The following is a 15,475-nucleotide window of genomic DNA, read 5'->3' on the forward strand; positions in this document are numbered from 1 at the left end:
TCGACGACGTCGGCGATCGCGTCCTTGCTCAGCAGCATGCCGCCCAGCACCGACTGCTCGGCCGTGAGGTCCTGCGGTGGCTGGCGGTCGAAGGTGGTGTGGGTGGCCGGGGGAGTGGTGTCGATGGGCTGGGCGGTCATCGGAACCTCCGGGCGCGGAAGGGGCGGGGGGTGCGGCGTGGTCCGTTGGCGCGGTCGGCGCGGGCGCGGGCGAGGGCCCGCTCGTGTGCGCTGCCGGTGGTCGGCTCGTGCGGCTGGGCTGGGGCGGCCGTGGTGGGTGCCGGCTGCTCCGCGACCGGCTCGCTCTGAGCGGTGGGGCGGGCGCCCCTCGCCTCATCGAGCGTCTTGCTGATCTGGGTCAGGTGGCTGGTGCGGCTCTGCGGGGTGGCGACCTCGGCGTCCGGGCGGGGTGCGTTGCGGCGGGCGTGGAACTCGCGGGCCCAGCGGCGCACGAGCTGGGATTCGGCGGTGGTGCGCTCGGTGGTGGTGGCGGGCAGGTCGGTGGGGGACAGGTCGGTGGCGCCGTAGGGCAGCCGCTGGGCGGCGGCATGGCCGCGGGTGAGGGCGGCCGAGCGGCGCTGGCGGGCGTCGACGGTGGGCGAGACGAGCGGGCCGTGGGTGTCGCGCCACCAGCTCAGGCGGTGGCGCAGCCAGCCGTCGGGGCTGCGCAGCTGGTGGGCGGGGCAGCGATAGGCGGGTTCGGCGGGGCCGTCGTGGCGGGGCCGGTGTGCGAGGGCGTAGCGCAGGTCGTTGTTGGTCCAGCCGGCCTGCCACCAGGTGCGGGTGATGGAGCGGATCCAGCGCGGGGTCAGGCGGCGCAGGGCCGGGTCGGTGCGCAGCTCGGTGGCCGCGGCGAGCATCTCGGCGCCGGTGACCGGGACCCGACGATCGAAGTGGCCGCCCTGCTTCTCCTCCTGGCCCGGCCCGTCAGGGCCGTATCCGCCTCGGAAAGGTGGGCTGACCTGGGAACTGTGGACGGACGCTCTCGCGCGTGTAGGAACCTCTGTAGAAGTCTTAGAAAGATCTTTAGGTGTGTGGGTTGGGGTCCAAGTTGTGTCGGTAGTGGCCTGTGCAGCGTCGGGTTCGGCGCTCTGGTCGCGCGGGTCTGGCTTGGTCGGGATGGCCTGCTCGGCGGCCTCTGAGGCGGGGACGCGGAGCTGGTAGACCGCGGCCCGGTTGCCGGAGAGGTGCTGCAGGGCCAGCGGGCGGAACTGCGGGGTGGTGCCGCCCTCGACGCGCAGCAGCCAGCCGTGGTGCTGGAGTTCGGCCAGCCAGCGGGCGGTGCTGCTGCGTCGCCATCCGCTGGCGTGCTGCAGGCGGTCCCAGGTGGGCCAGCTGGTGTGGTCGTCCCAGTCGGCGCGGCGGGCGAGTTCGGTGAGCAGGCCGCGCAGCCGTTCGGCGGCGTCGCGGCGGACCTGCTGGTACCAGGCCGAGGCGAGCAGGGCGCGGAACCAGTCCAGCGCGGTGCGGGGGAGCAGGGTCGCGACACCGGCGAGCAGCTCGTCGGCGGCCGCGGCGTCGGCCTCGGTGGTGTCGGTGAGCTCGGAGGGGGAGATGTCGCCGCCGCCGGCGAACCAGCACGGCGCGCAGACGATCGACCGGAGCGGGGTGTTGCGCGCGATTCCCGACCGACGTCGGCAGCTGACGCACATCTGGGGGAGAGCGATCGTCCCCGGATGGGTCGGCCAGGACGTCGGCAGCCCTGCCGGTAGTGGCAGAACGGGCTGCACGAGGAGTCGAGATCCCGTGTTGGGGTTCGACTCACGTGACGCACAGCGCGATGGTGCTGTGCGAACTTCGGGACGCGCGCTACTATGAGAGCGCGCAGGCAAGCGTTGCGCCTCCCTTCTGGGAGGGGCTGGGTGTAGGAGTTGGCGCTCCGAACCCCGTTACGTTGGGCCCGTTCCTCTTGGCCGGAGGGACGGGCCCTAGCGCATTTCAGGGGTATGCACTCAGCCCGGATGTTCGATTGTCGTGACGCCGCTGCGGGCGGCGACCGAGGTCAAGCAGACCGTCTGAGCGCCTCCTCGTGAGGTGGTGGCCCCTCGGCGAGATGCAGCTGGTCGTTCTCAGGGCTCGTACGCCGGTTGGGGAGCATGTCTGCGAGCGTGGCGGCTGCGGCCTGGATCTCATCGGGCCGCTCGAACGCCACGAGCAACGCCGCGAACAAGTAGTCGTTGCGCGTCAGCCCGAGGTCGCTGCGCTTGGCGTCGACCCGGTCGGTGATCTCCGGCGGCACACGCGTGCCGACCAGCTCCCTCGGCCCCTTGTAGCGCTTCGCGGCCCCGTTGGGCCGCCGCCTCCGCTCGCTCATGGGGTGCATCCTGTCAGCAGTACTTGTTACAGGCTGATGCGACGCGCCGAAGGTCTCGGAACGCATTCGCGACCACTCTCCGTATCCGGTCCGATCGCTGTCCGTCACGGGAGTTGTTCGCTGAGCGCCTGCAGGGCTGCCCGGACGCGCCTCACTCGGGCGGCGGGCTCGAGAAGTGCCTCGGCAGGTGCCAGGCACGAGACCGAGCGCGCTGCTAGCAACAGGTCGAGCGCAGCAGTGAATAGGTCGTCGCGGAGGAAGTCCGATCCCTCTGCCGCGAACGACGTCTCAAGGGTCGGTGCGACATCGCGATCGGGCGAGTAGCCCAACGCCTCGAGGGTCTTGTACACCTGCATGTCCTCTCTGTCCTGTCACGGGCGGAGGAGCCGCCCTCGGCGTTCGTGACGCCCGGAGGGCGACGTTGCCGAAGCGGTGCCTGCACAGTGTCTATCACGGAAAACCGCTTCAGCGAAGTTGTACCATCCAAGTGGATTGGCGAACTTCGCTGTGGCACAGTAGGCGCTGCACATGCAGATGCAAGCCGAGGGGGAAGCGGGATGACTGAAGACGACGGCGGCAGCGTGGCTTCGCCGTCAACAACGATCGCGCTCCGCCTTGAGCGGCTCTTCGATGCCAGCTGGCCGCCGGACGCACCGCAGCGTCAGTGGCGGAACCGAGAGGTCGTCGCAGCGTGCCGGGCAAGCGGCAGGGACCTCTCCGAGTCCCACCTGAGCGAGCTTCGGCGCGGGATCAAGAGCAACCCGACCTCGAAGACCCTCGAAAGCATCGGCTGGTTCTTCGGCGTCCGACCAGGCTATCTCGTCGATGACGAGGTCGACCCGGCCATCGAACGCGAGCTTGCGGAACGAGCTCGTCAGCGCGATGCCGCCCTAGCCGAGGCGGCTGAAGCCGCGAGGCTCGAGCGCGACGCCGCCCTGGACTTGCAACGTGCCATGCGGGAGTCGGGGGTTACCCGCGCGGCACATCGTGGTGCGCATGGGGACCGTCGCAAGCGGGCGAAGATGATGCAGGCGCTCGCGAAGGCGCTCCGCGACGACGAGGACGAGCAGGGCTTCGCGTAGGCAATGGGCGACACGTCACCCGACCCCTCCGCCAGGCGGTCGCACGGCGTTGCGCTGATCGGCTGCCGCTCGCTGGTCGATACGCTCCATACGGTCACAGCTACTGCCCGTGAGGAGCGAGCGATTCTGCATACGGAGGACGAACTTCGGGTCCGCTGCGCGGATCTGCTGGATGAGCTCGGTTTGGCACCTCCCATCGACGCCTGGCAGCTATGCGAGGCGCTGGCGGAGCGTCGCCAGCGACGTATCAAGGTCCAAGGCGCTGACCTCGGTGGTCTGACCGTTGTTGGTCATCTGTTGGCCGCACCTGGGTATGATCGGATCCTTTACGACTCCCGCGCACCGCTAGCCCAACAGGAGCTAGTGATCTACCACGAGGTCACCCACCTGCTACTTGGTCACCTCGACACGGAGGACTCTGCCGCCCTCACCTGTGGGGCGCTGCTGGACGAGGACGGTGACGCCGCCGAGACAGGCCTTCAGTACTCGCTCGATCACGAGTGGGAAGCCGAGACGGGGGCCACAGAGTTCGCACGCCTAGCAGCGCTGCGTCCACGTCCCCACGAATACATTCGCCGGTCAACATGGCACGCCGAACGCGGCGTCGCCGCCACTCTCGGGATGGTTGCCTCACGATGGAGGTCTCGATGATCTTCTGGTTCGAGGCTATCGCCTCTGTCGTACTCATCGCACTCACCATGTGGCAATGGCACCAAGTCCGCCACAACAGTGGCGACGCAGCTTTGAAAACCTTGGCCGTCGGCGTCACGACTCTTGCGTTCATCATGACGATGTCGGTCGCCGATTTCCCGCTCACGGCGCCAATCCACGACGTACTTCGCGCGGTATCGTTCACCAATATCGCATGGACCCTGCTTTTCTACTGCTTTTCGGTCTTCTTCCTTCTCGCTCAGGTCGGGAACGAGTGTCGCGACCCCAAGCGCATCCGCAGGCAGGCCGTTGCCGAATTCGCCCTGTATATGGCATTTCTCGTGCCGGGACTTCTCGCCCTATACACGGCCGCCCCAGACTTCTTCGGGCGCGACAGAGACCCGGACAGCTATCTCACCGCTCGCAACATCATCTACTATATTGGTACAGCGTTCTACCCGATCTTGGCATGGTCCATCGGCGCCGCCAGGGCAGTCAGCTACCTCCGGCTGCTAGCTCACAAATGGGCGCGGACAGCAGCAATTGGAATCATTGTCGCGATGGGCGTCATGGCCATCGGCGTGAATGGCGTCTCATTGGTCCGGCAGGGCCTCTACATTGCCTATCCCGGTTCCAAATGGCCCGTGATGAGCGACCTCTACAATACTGGCCGCATCGGAGGGCAGATCCTTCTAGTTCTGGCGCTCGTCTCGATCCCACTGGCTTCACTCAGGGCTCGTGTCAGCGAACGCCGAGAGCTTGACCGCAAGAACTGGTATGCCGACGCACTTCAGCCCCTGCGGAGAACGCTGATCGGCGAGTTCCCAGACGTAGCACTGCCGAGCAGGCGCTCTACTGAGGCCCCGAACCCCGAGATCGGTCGCACGATGATCGAGGTGTCGGACGGGCTCGCCTATCTCGCCGAGTGGGACCTTCCCGCTGAGGACGGCTCGGTCGCCGACCACGTTGCGTCCGCGCTGCGGGTGAGGCGGGCAGCTGCGGATTCGCCATGGGCGACGTCCGCCGCTCCCACCACGTTCGACGAGCACGAGCTCCCCCAGTGGGAGCCTGACTTCCCTGCCTCGCAGTGGGAGGCAAGGGCGCAGTGGATGCTCGAGCTACAGAACGACCTCCTTCACAGAGGCGTGCTGACGGAACAGCCAGTCCCGGACGGACGTAGATGACCGAGCCGATCAGCCCATCACGCCTCGCGGTCCATGACACCTCGCCCATCGTCGATGGCTCGACCGCACGGCAGAGCCTGCAGAACTCTCTAGAGCTCGCTCAGCTCGCCGACGAGCTCGGCTTCGCCCGCTACTGGGCGGCTGAGCTGCATGGCATGAGGGGAGTCGCTAGCTGCGCTCCAGCGGTCTTGGCCGCCCTGGTCGCCAGCACGACTCAACGAATCCGCGTTGGCGCCGGCGGCGTGCTGCTTCCCTATCACTCTCCGCTCGTCATCTCCGAGCAGTTTGGCACTCTAGAGGCAGTCCATCCCGATCGCATCGACCTAGCAGTGGGTCGCGGCGCCGGCGGGCCCCGCGCGGCGCAATTTGCTGTGCGCGCCGATACGGATGCCACTACAGCAGGGTTCGCCGAGCAGGTCAGGCTTCTGCGTTCGTACTTCGCGCAAGAGCTTACCGACAAGGTGCGGTCTGTCCCCGGCTTCGGCAATGAGCCGCAGCTATGGATGCTCGGTGGCAGCGAGGACAGCGCGCAGCTCGCTGCAGCTCTCGGCCTTCCGTACGCCTTCGGCGGATTCTACAATCAGGATGACACCGCAGGAGCGGCTGAGACATATCGGATGGCGTTCTCGAGCACCGATGGCAAAGCCCCCTACCTTGCGGCTTGGGTCGGCGTGATCGCCGCCGATACCGACGAAGAAGCAGAATTTCTCGCGAGTTCGTACCGCCTGAAATCAGTCGCAAGCAGATTATGGGGCAGGAAGATGAAGCTGCCTGATCCTCACGTCGCACAGAAACACAAACCAACGGATAAGAACGGGCTCCGACAATTCCATCGGGCTACCGATGGATTCATCATCGGCAGCAAAGAACGAGTGCGCTTCGAGCTGGCAGAGTTCCTGTCGAGAACCGGCGCGGATGAACTGATCCTGAGAATGCCTATCTACGACCACGAGTGCAAGCTCAGGTCGATGAAGCTGTTGACTTCCGAGGCACGCTAACGGGGGATATCGCCAATGGATTGGACTAATTCTTGGGCTACGAGCGATGTCGAGGCGCCTGACACGATCCGCCTAGCCCCGGACAGCGGCATTAGAGAACTGGCATGGTCCGTTGCCGGGCCGTTCACTCCTGCCCATGTTCTGGAAGCGGCAGAGGAAATCGATCGAGTCACCCGTTTCCTCGCCCACGCGACACAGCAGTCCCAGGCTCATACGGCCGTGCCCTGCGGTAAGGACCTGCACCGTCTTATCTCTGCGCTCTGCGCCGGCTTAGGACGCCTGGACCAGGTCCTCCTCCAAGTTCGCCACCGCGCACGAGACTGCGTTATCGCATCCGAGGGGAGTGCAGCTTCCGACATAGATGGCGATGGCGAGGCGGCGGACCTCCTGCAAGCCCTGGGTTCCGCGGCTGAGCAGGTTCGCGACGCTGTAGCCACGATGGCTAGTGCACGTCATTCGGCGGAACGCTTCTCATAAGTGACGGGATGCGGGGTCGCGCCCCCGCTTAGCCCTGGTTCTTCATGATCTTGAAGGTTGATCAGGGACCCGAACGCAGAAAGTGCCCCGTGACCAGGTAGGACAGAGCTTGCTGAGGGCTACGTCCGCCGGGTCGAGGGGGCACTTTCCAGGTGCAGGCTACAACCACACGTCCGAAGATCATCGTCACCGCCGACGGAGACGGGGTGGTCTCCCATATCGGGTCCCGGTTGCTGGCCGATGTCGCCGACCGGACCACGCTGACCGCAGAGCTGGCGCAGGTGCTGAGCGGGCTGCGCCGACCGCGGACCCGCCACGACCCCGGTCGGGTCCTGGTCGACATGGCCGTCGCTGTGGCCGACGGTGCTTCCACGATCTCCGACGTTGCAGTCCTGGCTGATCAGCCTGCGGTGTTCGGTGCTGTGGCATCGGACTCGACCTGCTGGCGGCTACTCGACCGCATCGACGAACGGCTCCTGGCCTCAGTAGCCGCAGCCCGGGCCCGGGCGCGTGAGGTGGTGTGGGCCCAGCACGCCGAGACCCACGGGCACGCGTTCCCGGCATCACGGGTCGCCGGCCGCGACCTCGGCGAGACACTGGTGATCGATCTGGACGCGACGATCGTGATCGCGCATTCGGAGAAGGAGCAGGCCGCACCCACATTCAAGGGCTCGTTCGGCTACCACCCCATGCTCGCGTTCTGCGACAACACCGGCGAGTTCCTCGCCGGCCGGCTGCGCCGCGGCAACGCCGGGGCGAACACCGCCGCCGACCACATCACCGTCCTCGACGACGCGCTCGCCCAGGTCCCCGACAGCTACCGGCATGGACACCCGATCCTGATCCGGGCCGACACCGCCGGTTGCACGCGTGCGTTCCTGGCGCACCTGCGTGGTCTGCGTGAGCAGGGCGTGTCCTGCGAGTTCTCCGTCGGCTGGTCGATCACCGACCGGGAACGCGCCGCGATCACCGCCCTGGGCAAACGCATCTGGACGGGTGCGATCGACACCCACGGCGAACCCCGCGACAGTGCCGCGGTCGCGGAGATCACCGGGCTGCTACCCGCCACCGCATTGGCCGGCTACCCGGACGGGACACGGGTAATCGTGCGCCGCGAACGCCCGCACCCCGGCGCCCAGCTCGACCTTATGGAAGAACAGGACGGGTGGCGCTACACCTGCTTCGCCACCGACACCCGCGCCGGGCAACTGGCCTTCCTCGACGCCCGCCACCGCGCGCACGCCCGAGTCGAGGACCGCATCCGCACCGGCAAAGACACCGGTCTGGGCCACTTCCCCTCCCGCGACTTCGCGATCAACCAAGCGTGGCTGACGGTCACCATGCTCGCGGTCGACCTACTCACCTTCACCCAGCAGCTGCTCCTCGACGGCGAGCTGGCCAAGGCCGAACCGAAGACCCTGCGCTACCGGCTGCTGCACGTCGCCGCCCGCCTTGCTCGGGGTGGCCGTCGGGTCCGTGTCCGGATCCAGCGCAGCTGGCCCTGGGCCGAGGAGCTCGCGGCCGCGTTCGGCCGGCTCCACGCCCTGCCTGTCCCAGCAGGCTGACCCGACCCCACACAGCGACGACCAGGACGGAGCACCCGGCAGAACAGCAGGCCGGAGGATCCCGCATGCCCACACACCACGAACGTTCGAACCGGCCAGGACCAAGATCAACCAGCACCGACGTGAATCACCGGGGTTAGCGACCTGGCCTCACCTTGACTCGGCAACGACCACGATGGGTCGTGCGAGCCAACGAAGGTACGGGTCTACGAGGTCCCTACCGCGCCGATGCCAGCGACGCCCGGAGGCCCTCCACCTGGGTAAGGACCGTGCGGAGGCGGTGACGGTGGTCCAGTGCCATCGTCGACGGATGTGCTCGGAGCTCGGCGGCCAGTAGGCCAGCCAGAGCGAGCGTGGCCGGTGTGAGGAGGTCATCCTCGCAGTCGATGCCGAGTTCGTCGGCCCAGTCTCGGATGTCGTCCGCCCCCGCGCGGGCGGAGTTGCCGCCGGGCGTTGCCTGCTCAGCCCCTTCGGCCTCGTCCAACAGCCAGCGGGCCTGCCCGACAAGCGCGAGGAGTATCGGCCGGATCTCGCTGCGATGCTGATCGAGCCAGTTCTGGCCGGCGTCTCGCTGGCGGGCCGCGCGGCGGGCTTCGCGCCCGAGCTGCTCATCGGGCCGGTCGCTGGTCAGTAGGGCGTCGAGACGGTCCAGACGATCGCGGACCCCTTGCCGAGAACGGATCCCGAGCGGGGCTCCTAGCTCGGTCGCCGACAGCCCGAGCGTGATTCCTTGGCGGAGCAGGCGCCGTTCCCGGCGCCGCTCCTCCCACCAGCACCAGCTGGACAGCACCACGGCGTCGTGGTGGTCAGCGGCCTGGACCCATCGTGGGACACCGGCCGGGCCTCGGTTGAGGACGAAGGTGACGACGTCACGAGGGTCGCTGCCCAGCTCTGACCTGCGCGGATCGTCGATGCGGTCGTGCCGTTCGACGATCCGCGTGATCGCAGCATCGCGCTCGGCGTCGGTTGTCGATTTCCGAAGTCGGCTGCACGGATGGCCTGCGGATCTCGCTCGCGGTGCACAGGTCTGCGTGTCGTGGGGATGTCCGAACTGGTGTGCACTACCGTTCGCTCGTCCTGAAGTCCTGTTCACAGTGCGAGGTCTGGCGATGCCCGGGGACGATGGTGCGGGAGCTGCCGCTGAGCGCGGGCTGCTGACCGCGTCGGAGGCGGACTGGTCACTGGCACGTGAGCGAGCTGCGGTGATCGGGAAACTCACCGCGTCGGAGGTGCTTGGGCACGAGGCGGCGGACGAGGCCGCTGCCCGGTTGGGGGTCTCGCGTCGTCAGGTCTACACGCTGGTCGCGCGGTGGCGGGCCGGAGCAGGCGCGGTCTCGGACCTGTTGCCTCGGCGTTCGAGTGGTGGCCGCGGATGCGGGCGGGTCGCCGACGACGTCGAGACGGTGCTCCAGGACGTGCTGCGCGCGCGGTATCTGACTCGGCAGCGCCGGTCGGTGGCCTCGGTACACCGCGCGATCGTGCGGGCGTGCCGGCTGCGTGGGCTTCGGGCGCCGTCGCGGGGCACGGTGGAACGGAGGATCGCAGCGCTGGACCCGCGCGCCACGACGGTGGCGCGCGAGGGCGCCGACGCCGCCCGGGCGCTGGGGTCTGCAGGCGGAGAGGTGCCGGCGCCGACGCGGCTTCTCGAGCAGGTGCAGGTCGATCACACTGTGATCGACCTGGTGGTGGTCGACGAGCGGGAGCGGGCGCCGATCGGTCGGCCGTATCTGACGGTCGGGATCGATGTGGCGTCTCGGACGGTCACCGGGATGGTAGTCACGCTCGAGGCGCCCTCGGCGACCTCGGTGGGGCTGTGCCTGGCGCACATGGCCGCTGACAAACGCACCTGGCTTGCCCAGCTCGAAGCCGATGTGGAGTGGCCGATGGCCGGCAAACCGGCCCAGCTGTATGTCGATAACGGCGCGGAGTTCCACAGCGAGGCCCTGCGCCGAGGCTGCGACGAGCACGGCATCGAGCTGCGTTACCGACCGCCTGGACAGCCGCACTTCGGGGGAGTGGTGGAGCGGTTGGTCGGCACGCTGATGCGAGAGGTCCACGAGCTGCCGGGGACGACGTTCTCCAATCCGGCCGAGCGCGGCGGCTACGACAGCGAGACCACCGCCTGCCTAACCCTCGACGAGCTGCAGCGGTGGCTGGCGTTCGCGGTCGCCGTCTACCACGGGCAGGTTCACGAGGCCCTGTCGCGCCCACCGGGCGCGGTGTGGGTGCAGCAGGCCGCCCAGAACCCGCCAGCCACGGTTGCGAACCCGCACGCGTTTCTGGTCGACTTTCTGCCCGTGCTGCGCCGCCGGCTGACCCGCACCGGTGTGACCATCGATCACGTGCAGTACTTCAGCGACGCGCTCAAGCCGCTGATCGCCCGACGCCGGCAGCTGGATCGGCTGCTGGTACGCCGTGACCCCCGCGACCTGTCGCGGGTGTGGGTCCTCGACCCGGACAGCAACGCCTACCTGACCGTGGGCTACCGCAACCTGGCACGACCGGCGATCAGCCTGTGGGAGCACCGGGCCGCGACCGGTCGGTTACGCGAGCTCGGCCGCGGCGAGGTCGACGAGAAGGCCCTGTTCGACACCGTCGAGGCGATGCGCCAGATCACCGACACCGCGGCCCGATCCACCCGTCGAACGCGCCGGGACCGGGCCCGGCGACCCGGCCGGTCCACCGTGGCGGCAGAGGCGGCATCCGACGCCAGTCCACCGCCCGACCCGCCGGACTCTGCGACAGATCCGACCGGTGCCGAGCCGAGCCCGCCGGCCGTGCCGTTTGCCGACATCGAGCAGTGGTGACCAGTGTGAGCAGCGCGGCCTGGGATCTGTCCCATCTGCACCCGTCGGCGCAGGACGCGGCGCACCTACCCGACGAGGAACGGCTCCAGCACGTGCGCGCCGACCGGTGGATCGGCTACCACTGCGCCGCCGACGCGCTGGCCCGCCTGGAGACCCTGCTGCGGTGGCCGCGCAAGCAGCGCATGCCCAACTTGCTGATCGTCGGCCCCACCAACAACGGCAAGTCGATGATCATCGAGAAGTTCCAGCGAGACCATCCCCGCTTCGCCAAGGACGGAGCGATGACCGTCCCAGTGCTGGTGATGCAGACGCCGTCGAACCCCACCCTGACACGCTTCTACAGCGCCGTGCTCTCCGCTCTGGACACGGAAGTGTGGCCCCGCGCCCCAGCCGCCGAACTCGAACGCAGGGCTCTGGCCGACCTCGAGGAGTGCAGCGTGGGCCTGCTCGTACTCGACGAGCTGCACAACATGCTGGCCGGCAACACCGCGCGGCGTCGTGAGTTCCTCAACCTGTTGCGCCACCTGGGCAATGCCCTGCGCATCCCTCTGGTGGGGGTCGGCACCCACGACGCGCATCTGGCTCTGCGCTCGGACGACCAGCTGGAGAACAGGTTCGCGCCGCTGGTGCTGCCGCGCTGGGCTCCCGACGAGCAGGCCCGGTCGTTGCTGGCCAGCTTCGCCGCCTCGTTCCCGCTGCGGCGCCGTTCACCCATCACCACCCCCGAGATGACGCGCTACCTGATCGAGCGCAGCGAAGGCACCATCGGCGAGCTCGCCACGCTGCTCTGCCAGGCCGCCACAGTCGCGATCACCACCGGTGAGGAGGCCATCAACGCGACGACGCTGGGCCAGGCCGACTACCTCGGCCCCACCGAGCGCCGTCGAGCGTTCACCCGGGCGTTGAGCTGACCTGCCTGCCTGCCGAACCGTGTGCCAGCGCCGGTGGCCGGCGCGGGTCACCCGCCGCCGGCGGCGGTGGCGGCCAGTTCGCCATAGTCTGCGCGCAGCCGGTCAGCGGCAGCGATGGCCTGGTGGATGCCGTGGTTACCGGAGCGGCAGATGATCTCCGGGTGGGCGCGTAGCTCGCCGAGGGCGAGCCCGACCGCGGAGAAGGTGCCGTCGTCAACGTCGTCGGGGAGATCCTCCTGGACCCAGGCCAGGTAATCCCCGACGGTGGCAGGAGCGCCGACATCGCCCTCCACCGCGGGTATCCCGACCCGGTCAGCCTGGATGAGCAGCTCGCCCAGCACGGCGCTGACGCGGTCTCGATGGTCGGCGATCCAGCGTCCGCGGGCCGGGCGCGCGGCCGCGGCCGCCCGGCGGGCACGCGTGTAGCGCCCATCGGCCCCACGCTCGGCCCTGGGGCGATTCGTGAACCGGTAGTAGGGGTTGCGGGCCCGGCGCGGAGCGCTGTCGTCACCGTCCTCGTCGGGCTCGCTTGTGTCGGGCATAAGAAGCTCGGCGCCGCCCACCTCCGGCCGAGCCGGCGCGCGGGATTCGCGGGTCAGCCGGTAGTACTCGTGCAGGCGGGCTTCCAACGAGTCGAGATGATCACGCACTCCTTGACGGGAGCGCAGCCCGACGAAGGCGCCGACCTCACGCAGCGACAGTCCGCGCGAGAGCGCATGCCGGATCAGCTCAGCCTCGCGGCGGCGTTCGTCCCAGTAGACCCAGGCCGAGAGCACCAGCTGGTCCCAGGCGTCGGCGTCGACGACCTGGCGGGGGAACCGCCCGCGGTGGCGGCGCAGATAGCCCAGCACGTCCCGGGCGGCATCGTCGCCGTCGGCCCCCGCCTCTGACCAGCGAGGATCATCGCAGTCCAGATGGCGGCGAGCGATACGGCGCAAGGCGTCGTCGCGCTCTAAGTCCCCAACGGGCGGGAAGGTCGCCACCGCTCCCACAGTAGGGCCCTAGGCCACCGTCCGCGGATTCCTGACGGCATTTCGGGCTCCGTGTGTCGGGCACAGACTGCCCACAACGCTCTGTCAGCGCGGTGGGGGGCGTGGGCCGCGCCGGTACCGCGACGAAGCCGTGTGGAGCTGGTCGGCGTGAGCGCCCCGCACGCCATCGAACCCGCCGAGACGAGTGCCGGCGCGCGCTCCGACGACCACGGCTCGCCGGTGACCGAGCCGCCCGTGGACGAGCAGCCGCCTGCGGTGTGCCGGGAGCTGAGAGCGCCGGCGGAGGGTTACGCCCGCCGCGACGCTCGGACCCCGCCGACCGACCGGGGCCGAGCGCTCCATCGCCGTCCGACGTGGCAGGATCAGACTACCGCGACTGGAGCTTCGCCAGTGCGCTGTCCGCGCACCGCACTCCGCGCATTCGTGCAGCCGACTTCAGACATCGACATCGGTGATCCGGGGCGGGGTCGCCATAGCGCCAGCATTTCACTGACGCTGATTCGGACACTCCTGGGACGGGGGATTCGGTGAGTGCTCCAGCTCGAACAACGCTGCCTGCGCGACCGGCTCCGCGAGCGGGAGCTGTGCGGCTCGGCGAGCGCATTTTCGGCAGGTGGCCGGGTCGTCGGTGGCGATGAGGTCCCCGGAGGCGGCGAATCCCGACCAGCCCTGGTGGCAGGCGGGCACGGGTAGGATCAGCTCGCCGAGCCACGGCCGCCAGGTCACCTCGTGCACGATGCCGGACCGGCCGATACGCAGACGGCGGCCGGTGAAGTGATCGACCCGCTCCTGGGCGAACCCTTCGGGGCTGACCCTCGCACGGGGGAACAGCTCCAACGGTGCCGCCATCCCGAACCTCCCTTGTATACCCCTTCACCTGCGGGCCACCACCTTGGCACGGGACTCCGACACTCCACGTTGTGATGACCTGGGCGGCGGCACTCTCCCCACGGTGACCACGGGAGTCGAGGGCAAGATGGTCGACAGACCACCGCGGCAGCACCTGCCGTTCAGCCGCCCTGAGCACCGCGGCAACGGGGTCATCAAGCGCCGGGCCGGTGGGATGGTGCCCAGACCTCGATGTGTGCCGTTCCGTGCCCGTACCAACCCGGCTGCTCGCAGTCGACGCGCAGCCCGAGTCCCTCTGCGTGGGGGCCGATCCTGTCGTGCAGCTCGACGACGGGGGAGTAGTTCGCCGCGGTGATCACCAGGGGTCTGCCATTGCGAATCCAGGCAAGCTGATGGTCGAACATGTCCAGCGTAGGGCATGAAACGCTAATGCGCCGGAGGTGGTGATTTCGAATTAGCTCGGGGCATCGGCGCCCTGCAAGCCAGTGCAGGCACGGATGCTTCGACCCGCTGACCTGCACGTCGTGATGCTCCGCCCAGGTCACGAGCGCTTCACGCGCGCTCTCTGCGATCACACCACCGGGCCACTGGCGAATCCCCCGTCGATTCGCTCGACGCTTTAACGTCTTCACGTTAAACCTCCACGATCTCTACGCTGCATCGTTCTTGCTAATTGTGTCGTGGCCCGTTTCGAATTGAGCGGCAGGGGCACGAACGGAGACAGCGTCGTGGCGTTGACCGCCAGCGAGGCGCCGGCCAGTGCCTGCGGCCTGAGCCCGCTCTCAGGTCACGGTCGTATCTTCTCGGTGACTAAAGTTGATACGCACGGGGTACAGTCCCGCCCTATGAGGAAGTGCGGCAGCGCGTCTCGCGTGCTGGACCCGGCCTGCGCGGGGAGCCTGGCCGGGTCCGGCGCCTGCTCGCCTCGGCAGAGCTGATCCAGGAGTTCGAGGTGTGGGCTCGACAACTCGGCCTGCCCAGGCCGACGGTCTCGGTCTGTGCGGCAGTTGCGCTGGCCGTGAGCGCCGGCCTGCTCTCGGCCCCCGGAAGCGACCGTGCGGTGCATCGTGCGGCCGACGCCCAGTCGTCCGCCAGCGATCCGCCGTATCTGCAGGTCGACGGCCGGTTCCTGGCCGCGGACGGTGAGCCGTTCTTCTGGCTGGCCGACACCGCGTGGGCGATGTTGGGCAAGCTGAGCGAGGACGAGATCACCGAGTATCTCGACGTTCGTGCTGAGCAGGGGTTCAACGTCGTCCAGACGGTGGCGATGTTTCCCCAGGCCGGGGCCGAGTCCCCCGGTGACACCGTGGACGCCGCGGCCGAGAACGACGAGTTCTGGGATCGGATGGAGTTCGCGATCGACGCGGCTGCCGCGCGCGAGATGTATCTGGCGGTCCACCCCGTGTGGGGCGACAAGCAGACCGGCTCTGCGATCACGGAATCGACGGCCCGCGGCTATGGGGAGTTCCTCGGGGAGCGGTTCGGTGCCCGCGACAACGTCGCCTGGACCCTCGGCGGTGACCACCCCGCTGACGGGGAAGAGCAGCTGTGGGCCGAGCTGGCCGACGGTCTCGACGCCACCGGCGGCACGCAGATCAAGACCTACCACCCGCGCGGCGATCAATCCTCGGCCGAGTGGTTCGCCG

Annotated in this window: 16 protein-coding genes; 8 read left to right on the forward strand and 8 right to left on the reverse strand. The window is 68.6% G+C overall.

Going from position 1 to position 15,475, the window contains the following annotated elements:
* From BM093_RS38080 to BM093_RS32185, 4 genes are all read right to left on the reverse strand, one after another.
* On the reverse strand, positions 1 to 140 hold a 140-nt coding region (locus BM093_RS38080), incomplete at its 3' end, for a DnaB-like helicase N-terminal domain-containing protein (protein WP_177238836.1).
* On the reverse strand, positions 137 to 1,651 hold the full coding sequence (locus BM093_RS32175) for a hypothetical protein (RefSeq protein ID WP_093356327.1): 1,515 nt from the start codon (positions 1,649 to 1,651) through the stop codon (positions 137 to 139). The genes BM093_RS38080 and BM093_RS32175, both read right to left, overlap by 4 nt.
* Positions 1,652 to 2,001: 350 nt before the next feature.
* Positions 2,002 to 2,313 carry a hypothetical protein gene (locus BM093_RS32180; RefSeq protein WP_093356331.1) on the reverse strand — a complete coding sequence of 104 codons (312 nt, stop codon included), beginning with the start codon at positions 2,311 to 2,313 and terminating at the stop codon, positions 2,002 to 2,004.
* A 104-nt stretch (positions 2,314 to 2,417) separates the two neighbouring features.
* Positions 2,418 to 2,663: a hypothetical protein gene (locus BM093_RS32185; RefSeq protein ID WP_143105654.1), complete on the reverse strand. Its 246-nt coding sequence runs from the start codon at positions 2,661 to 2,663 to the stop codon at positions 2,418 to 2,420.
* 207 nt (positions 2,664 to 2,870) lie between these two features.
* Between BM093_RS32185 and BM093_RS32190 the strand changes: the two genes are divergently transcribed.
* From BM093_RS32190 to BM093_RS32215, 5 genes are all read left to right on the forward strand, one after another.
* Positions 2,871 to 3,395 carry a hypothetical protein gene (locus BM093_RS32190; protein ID WP_093356337.1) on the forward strand — a complete coding sequence of 175 codons (525 nt, stop codon included), beginning with the start codon at positions 2,871 to 2,873 and terminating at the stop codon, positions 3,393 to 3,395.
* 3 nt (positions 3,396 to 3,398) lie between these two features.
* A complete protein-coding gene (locus BM093_RS32195) occupies positions 3,399 to 4,046 on the forward strand; it encodes a hypothetical protein (protein ID WP_093356341.1) in 648 nt (215 codons plus the stop codon).
* Positions 4,043 to 5,230 carry a DUF6545 domain-containing protein gene (locus tag BM093_RS32200; protein WP_143105655.1) on the forward strand — a complete coding sequence of 396 codons (1,188 nt, stop codon included), beginning with the start codon at positions 4,043 to 4,045 and terminating at the stop codon, positions 5,228 to 5,230. The genes BM093_RS32195 and BM093_RS32200 overlap by 4 nt, the downstream gene beginning before the upstream one ends.
* Entirely contained in the window at positions 5,227 to 6,228 is a 1,002-nt protein-coding gene (locus BM093_RS32205; protein WP_093356348.1) for an MsnO8 family LLM class oxidoreductase, read from the forward strand. The genes BM093_RS32200 and BM093_RS32205 overlap by 4 nt, the downstream gene beginning before the upstream one ends.
* A 629-nt stretch (positions 6,229 to 6,857) precedes the next feature.
* Positions 6,858 to 8,270, forward strand: coding sequence for an IS1380 family transposase (locus BM093_RS32215; protein WP_093356355.1), 1,413 nt, complete (start codon positions 6,858 to 6,860; stop codon positions 8,268 to 8,270).
* Positions 8,271 to 8,487: 217 nt separating this feature from the next.
* On the opposite strand, the gene BM093_RS32220 is transcribed toward BM093_RS32215, so the two are convergent.
* Complete coding sequence (locus BM093_RS32220; protein ID WP_245773952.1) at positions 8,488 to 9,063, reverse strand: hypothetical protein; 576 nt, start codon at positions 9,061 to 9,063, stop codon at positions 8,488 to 8,490.
* Positions 9,064 to 9,379: 316 nt separating this feature from the next.
* On the opposite strand from BM093_RS32220, the gene BM093_RS32225 reads away from it, so the two are divergent.
* Entirely contained in the window at positions 9,380 to 11,077 is a 1,698-nt protein-coding gene (locus BM093_RS32225) for a Mu transposase C-terminal domain-containing protein (protein WP_093356359.1), read from the forward strand.
* Positions 11,078 to 11,082: 5 nt separating this feature from the next.
* Complete coding sequence (locus tag BM093_RS32230) at positions 11,083 to 11,988, forward strand: TniB family NTP-binding protein (RefSeq protein WP_093356370.1); 906 nt, start codon at positions 11,083 to 11,085, stop codon at positions 11,986 to 11,988.
* A 47-nt stretch (positions 11,989 to 12,035) separates the two neighbouring features.
* On the opposite strand, the gene BM093_RS32235 is transcribed toward BM093_RS32230, so the two are convergent.
* The 3 genes from BM093_RS32235 to BM093_RS35570 form a co-directional block, all read right to left on the reverse strand.
* Positions 12,036 to 12,971, reverse strand: a complete 936-nt coding sequence (locus BM093_RS32235; RefSeq protein ID WP_093356363.1) for a hypothetical protein — start codon at positions 12,969 to 12,971, stop codon at positions 12,036 to 12,038.
* A 495-nt stretch (positions 12,972 to 13,466) separates the two neighbouring features.
* The gene (locus BM093_RS32240) at positions 13,467 to 13,829 is read right to left on the reverse strand and encodes a hypothetical protein (protein WP_093356365.1); all 363 of its coding nucleotides are present in this window, start codon (positions 13,827 to 13,829) and stop codon (positions 13,467 to 13,469) included.
* 194 nt (positions 13,830 to 14,023) lie between these two features.
* Positions 14,024 to 14,233 (reverse strand): hypothetical protein, encoded by a 210-nt coding sequence (locus BM093_RS35570; RefSeq protein ID WP_143105656.1) that lies wholly within the window; start codon positions 14,231 to 14,233, stop codon positions 14,024 to 14,026.
* Positions 14,234 to 14,889: 656 nt separating this feature from the next.
* Between BM093_RS35570 and BM093_RS32245 the strand changes: the two genes are divergently transcribed.
* Positions 14,890 to 15,475 (forward strand): apiosidase-like domain-containing protein (locus BM093_RS32245; RefSeq protein ID WP_177238837.1); only part of this gene is annotated, 586 nt, incomplete at its 3' end.

Source organism: Pseudonocardia ammonioxydans, assembly GCF_900115005.1.
GTDB classification, from domain to species: Bacteria; Actinomycetota; Actinomycetes; order Mycobacteriales; family Pseudonocardiaceae; genus Pseudonocardia; species Pseudonocardia ammonioxydans.

Excerpts from the sequence above, each read along its gene's own strand:
- BM093_RS32175 (WP_093356327.1), bottom strand. The coding sequence starts at position 1,651 with ATGTGCGTCAGCTGCCGACGTCGGTCGGGAATCGCGCGCAACACCCCG.
- BM093_RS32180 (WP_093356331.1), bottom strand. The coding sequence starts at position 2,313 with ATGAGCGAGCGGAGGCGGCGGCCCAACGGGGCCGCGAAGCGCTACAAG.
- BM093_RS32190 (WP_093356337.1), top strand. The coding sequence starts at position 2,871 with ATGACTGAAGACGACGGCGGCAGCGTGGCTTCGCCGTCAACAACGATC.
- BM093_RS32195 (WP_093356341.1), top strand. The coding sequence starts at position 3,399 with ATGGGCGACACGTCACCCGACCCCTCCGCCAGGCGGTCGCACGGCGTT.
- BM093_RS32200 (WP_143105655.1), top strand. The coding sequence starts at position 4,043 with ATGATCTTCTGGTTCGAGGCTATCGCCTCTGTCGTACTCATCGCACTC.
- BM093_RS32205 (WP_093356348.1), top strand. The coding sequence starts at position 5,227 with ATGACCGAGCCGATCAGCCCATCACGCCTCGCGGTCCATGACACCTCG.
- BM093_RS32225 (WP_093356359.1), top strand. The coding sequence starts at position 9,380 with ATGCCCGGGGACGATGGTGCGGGAGCTGCCGCTGAGCGCGGGCTGCTG.
- BM093_RS32240 (WP_093356365.1), bottom strand. The coding sequence starts at position 13,829 with ATGGCGGCACCGTTGGAGCTGTTCCCCCGTGCGAGGGTCAGCCCCGAA.
- BM093_RS35570 (WP_143105656.1), bottom strand. The coding sequence starts at position 14,233 with ATGTTCGACCATCAGCTTGCCTGGATTCGCAATGGCAGACCCCTGGTG.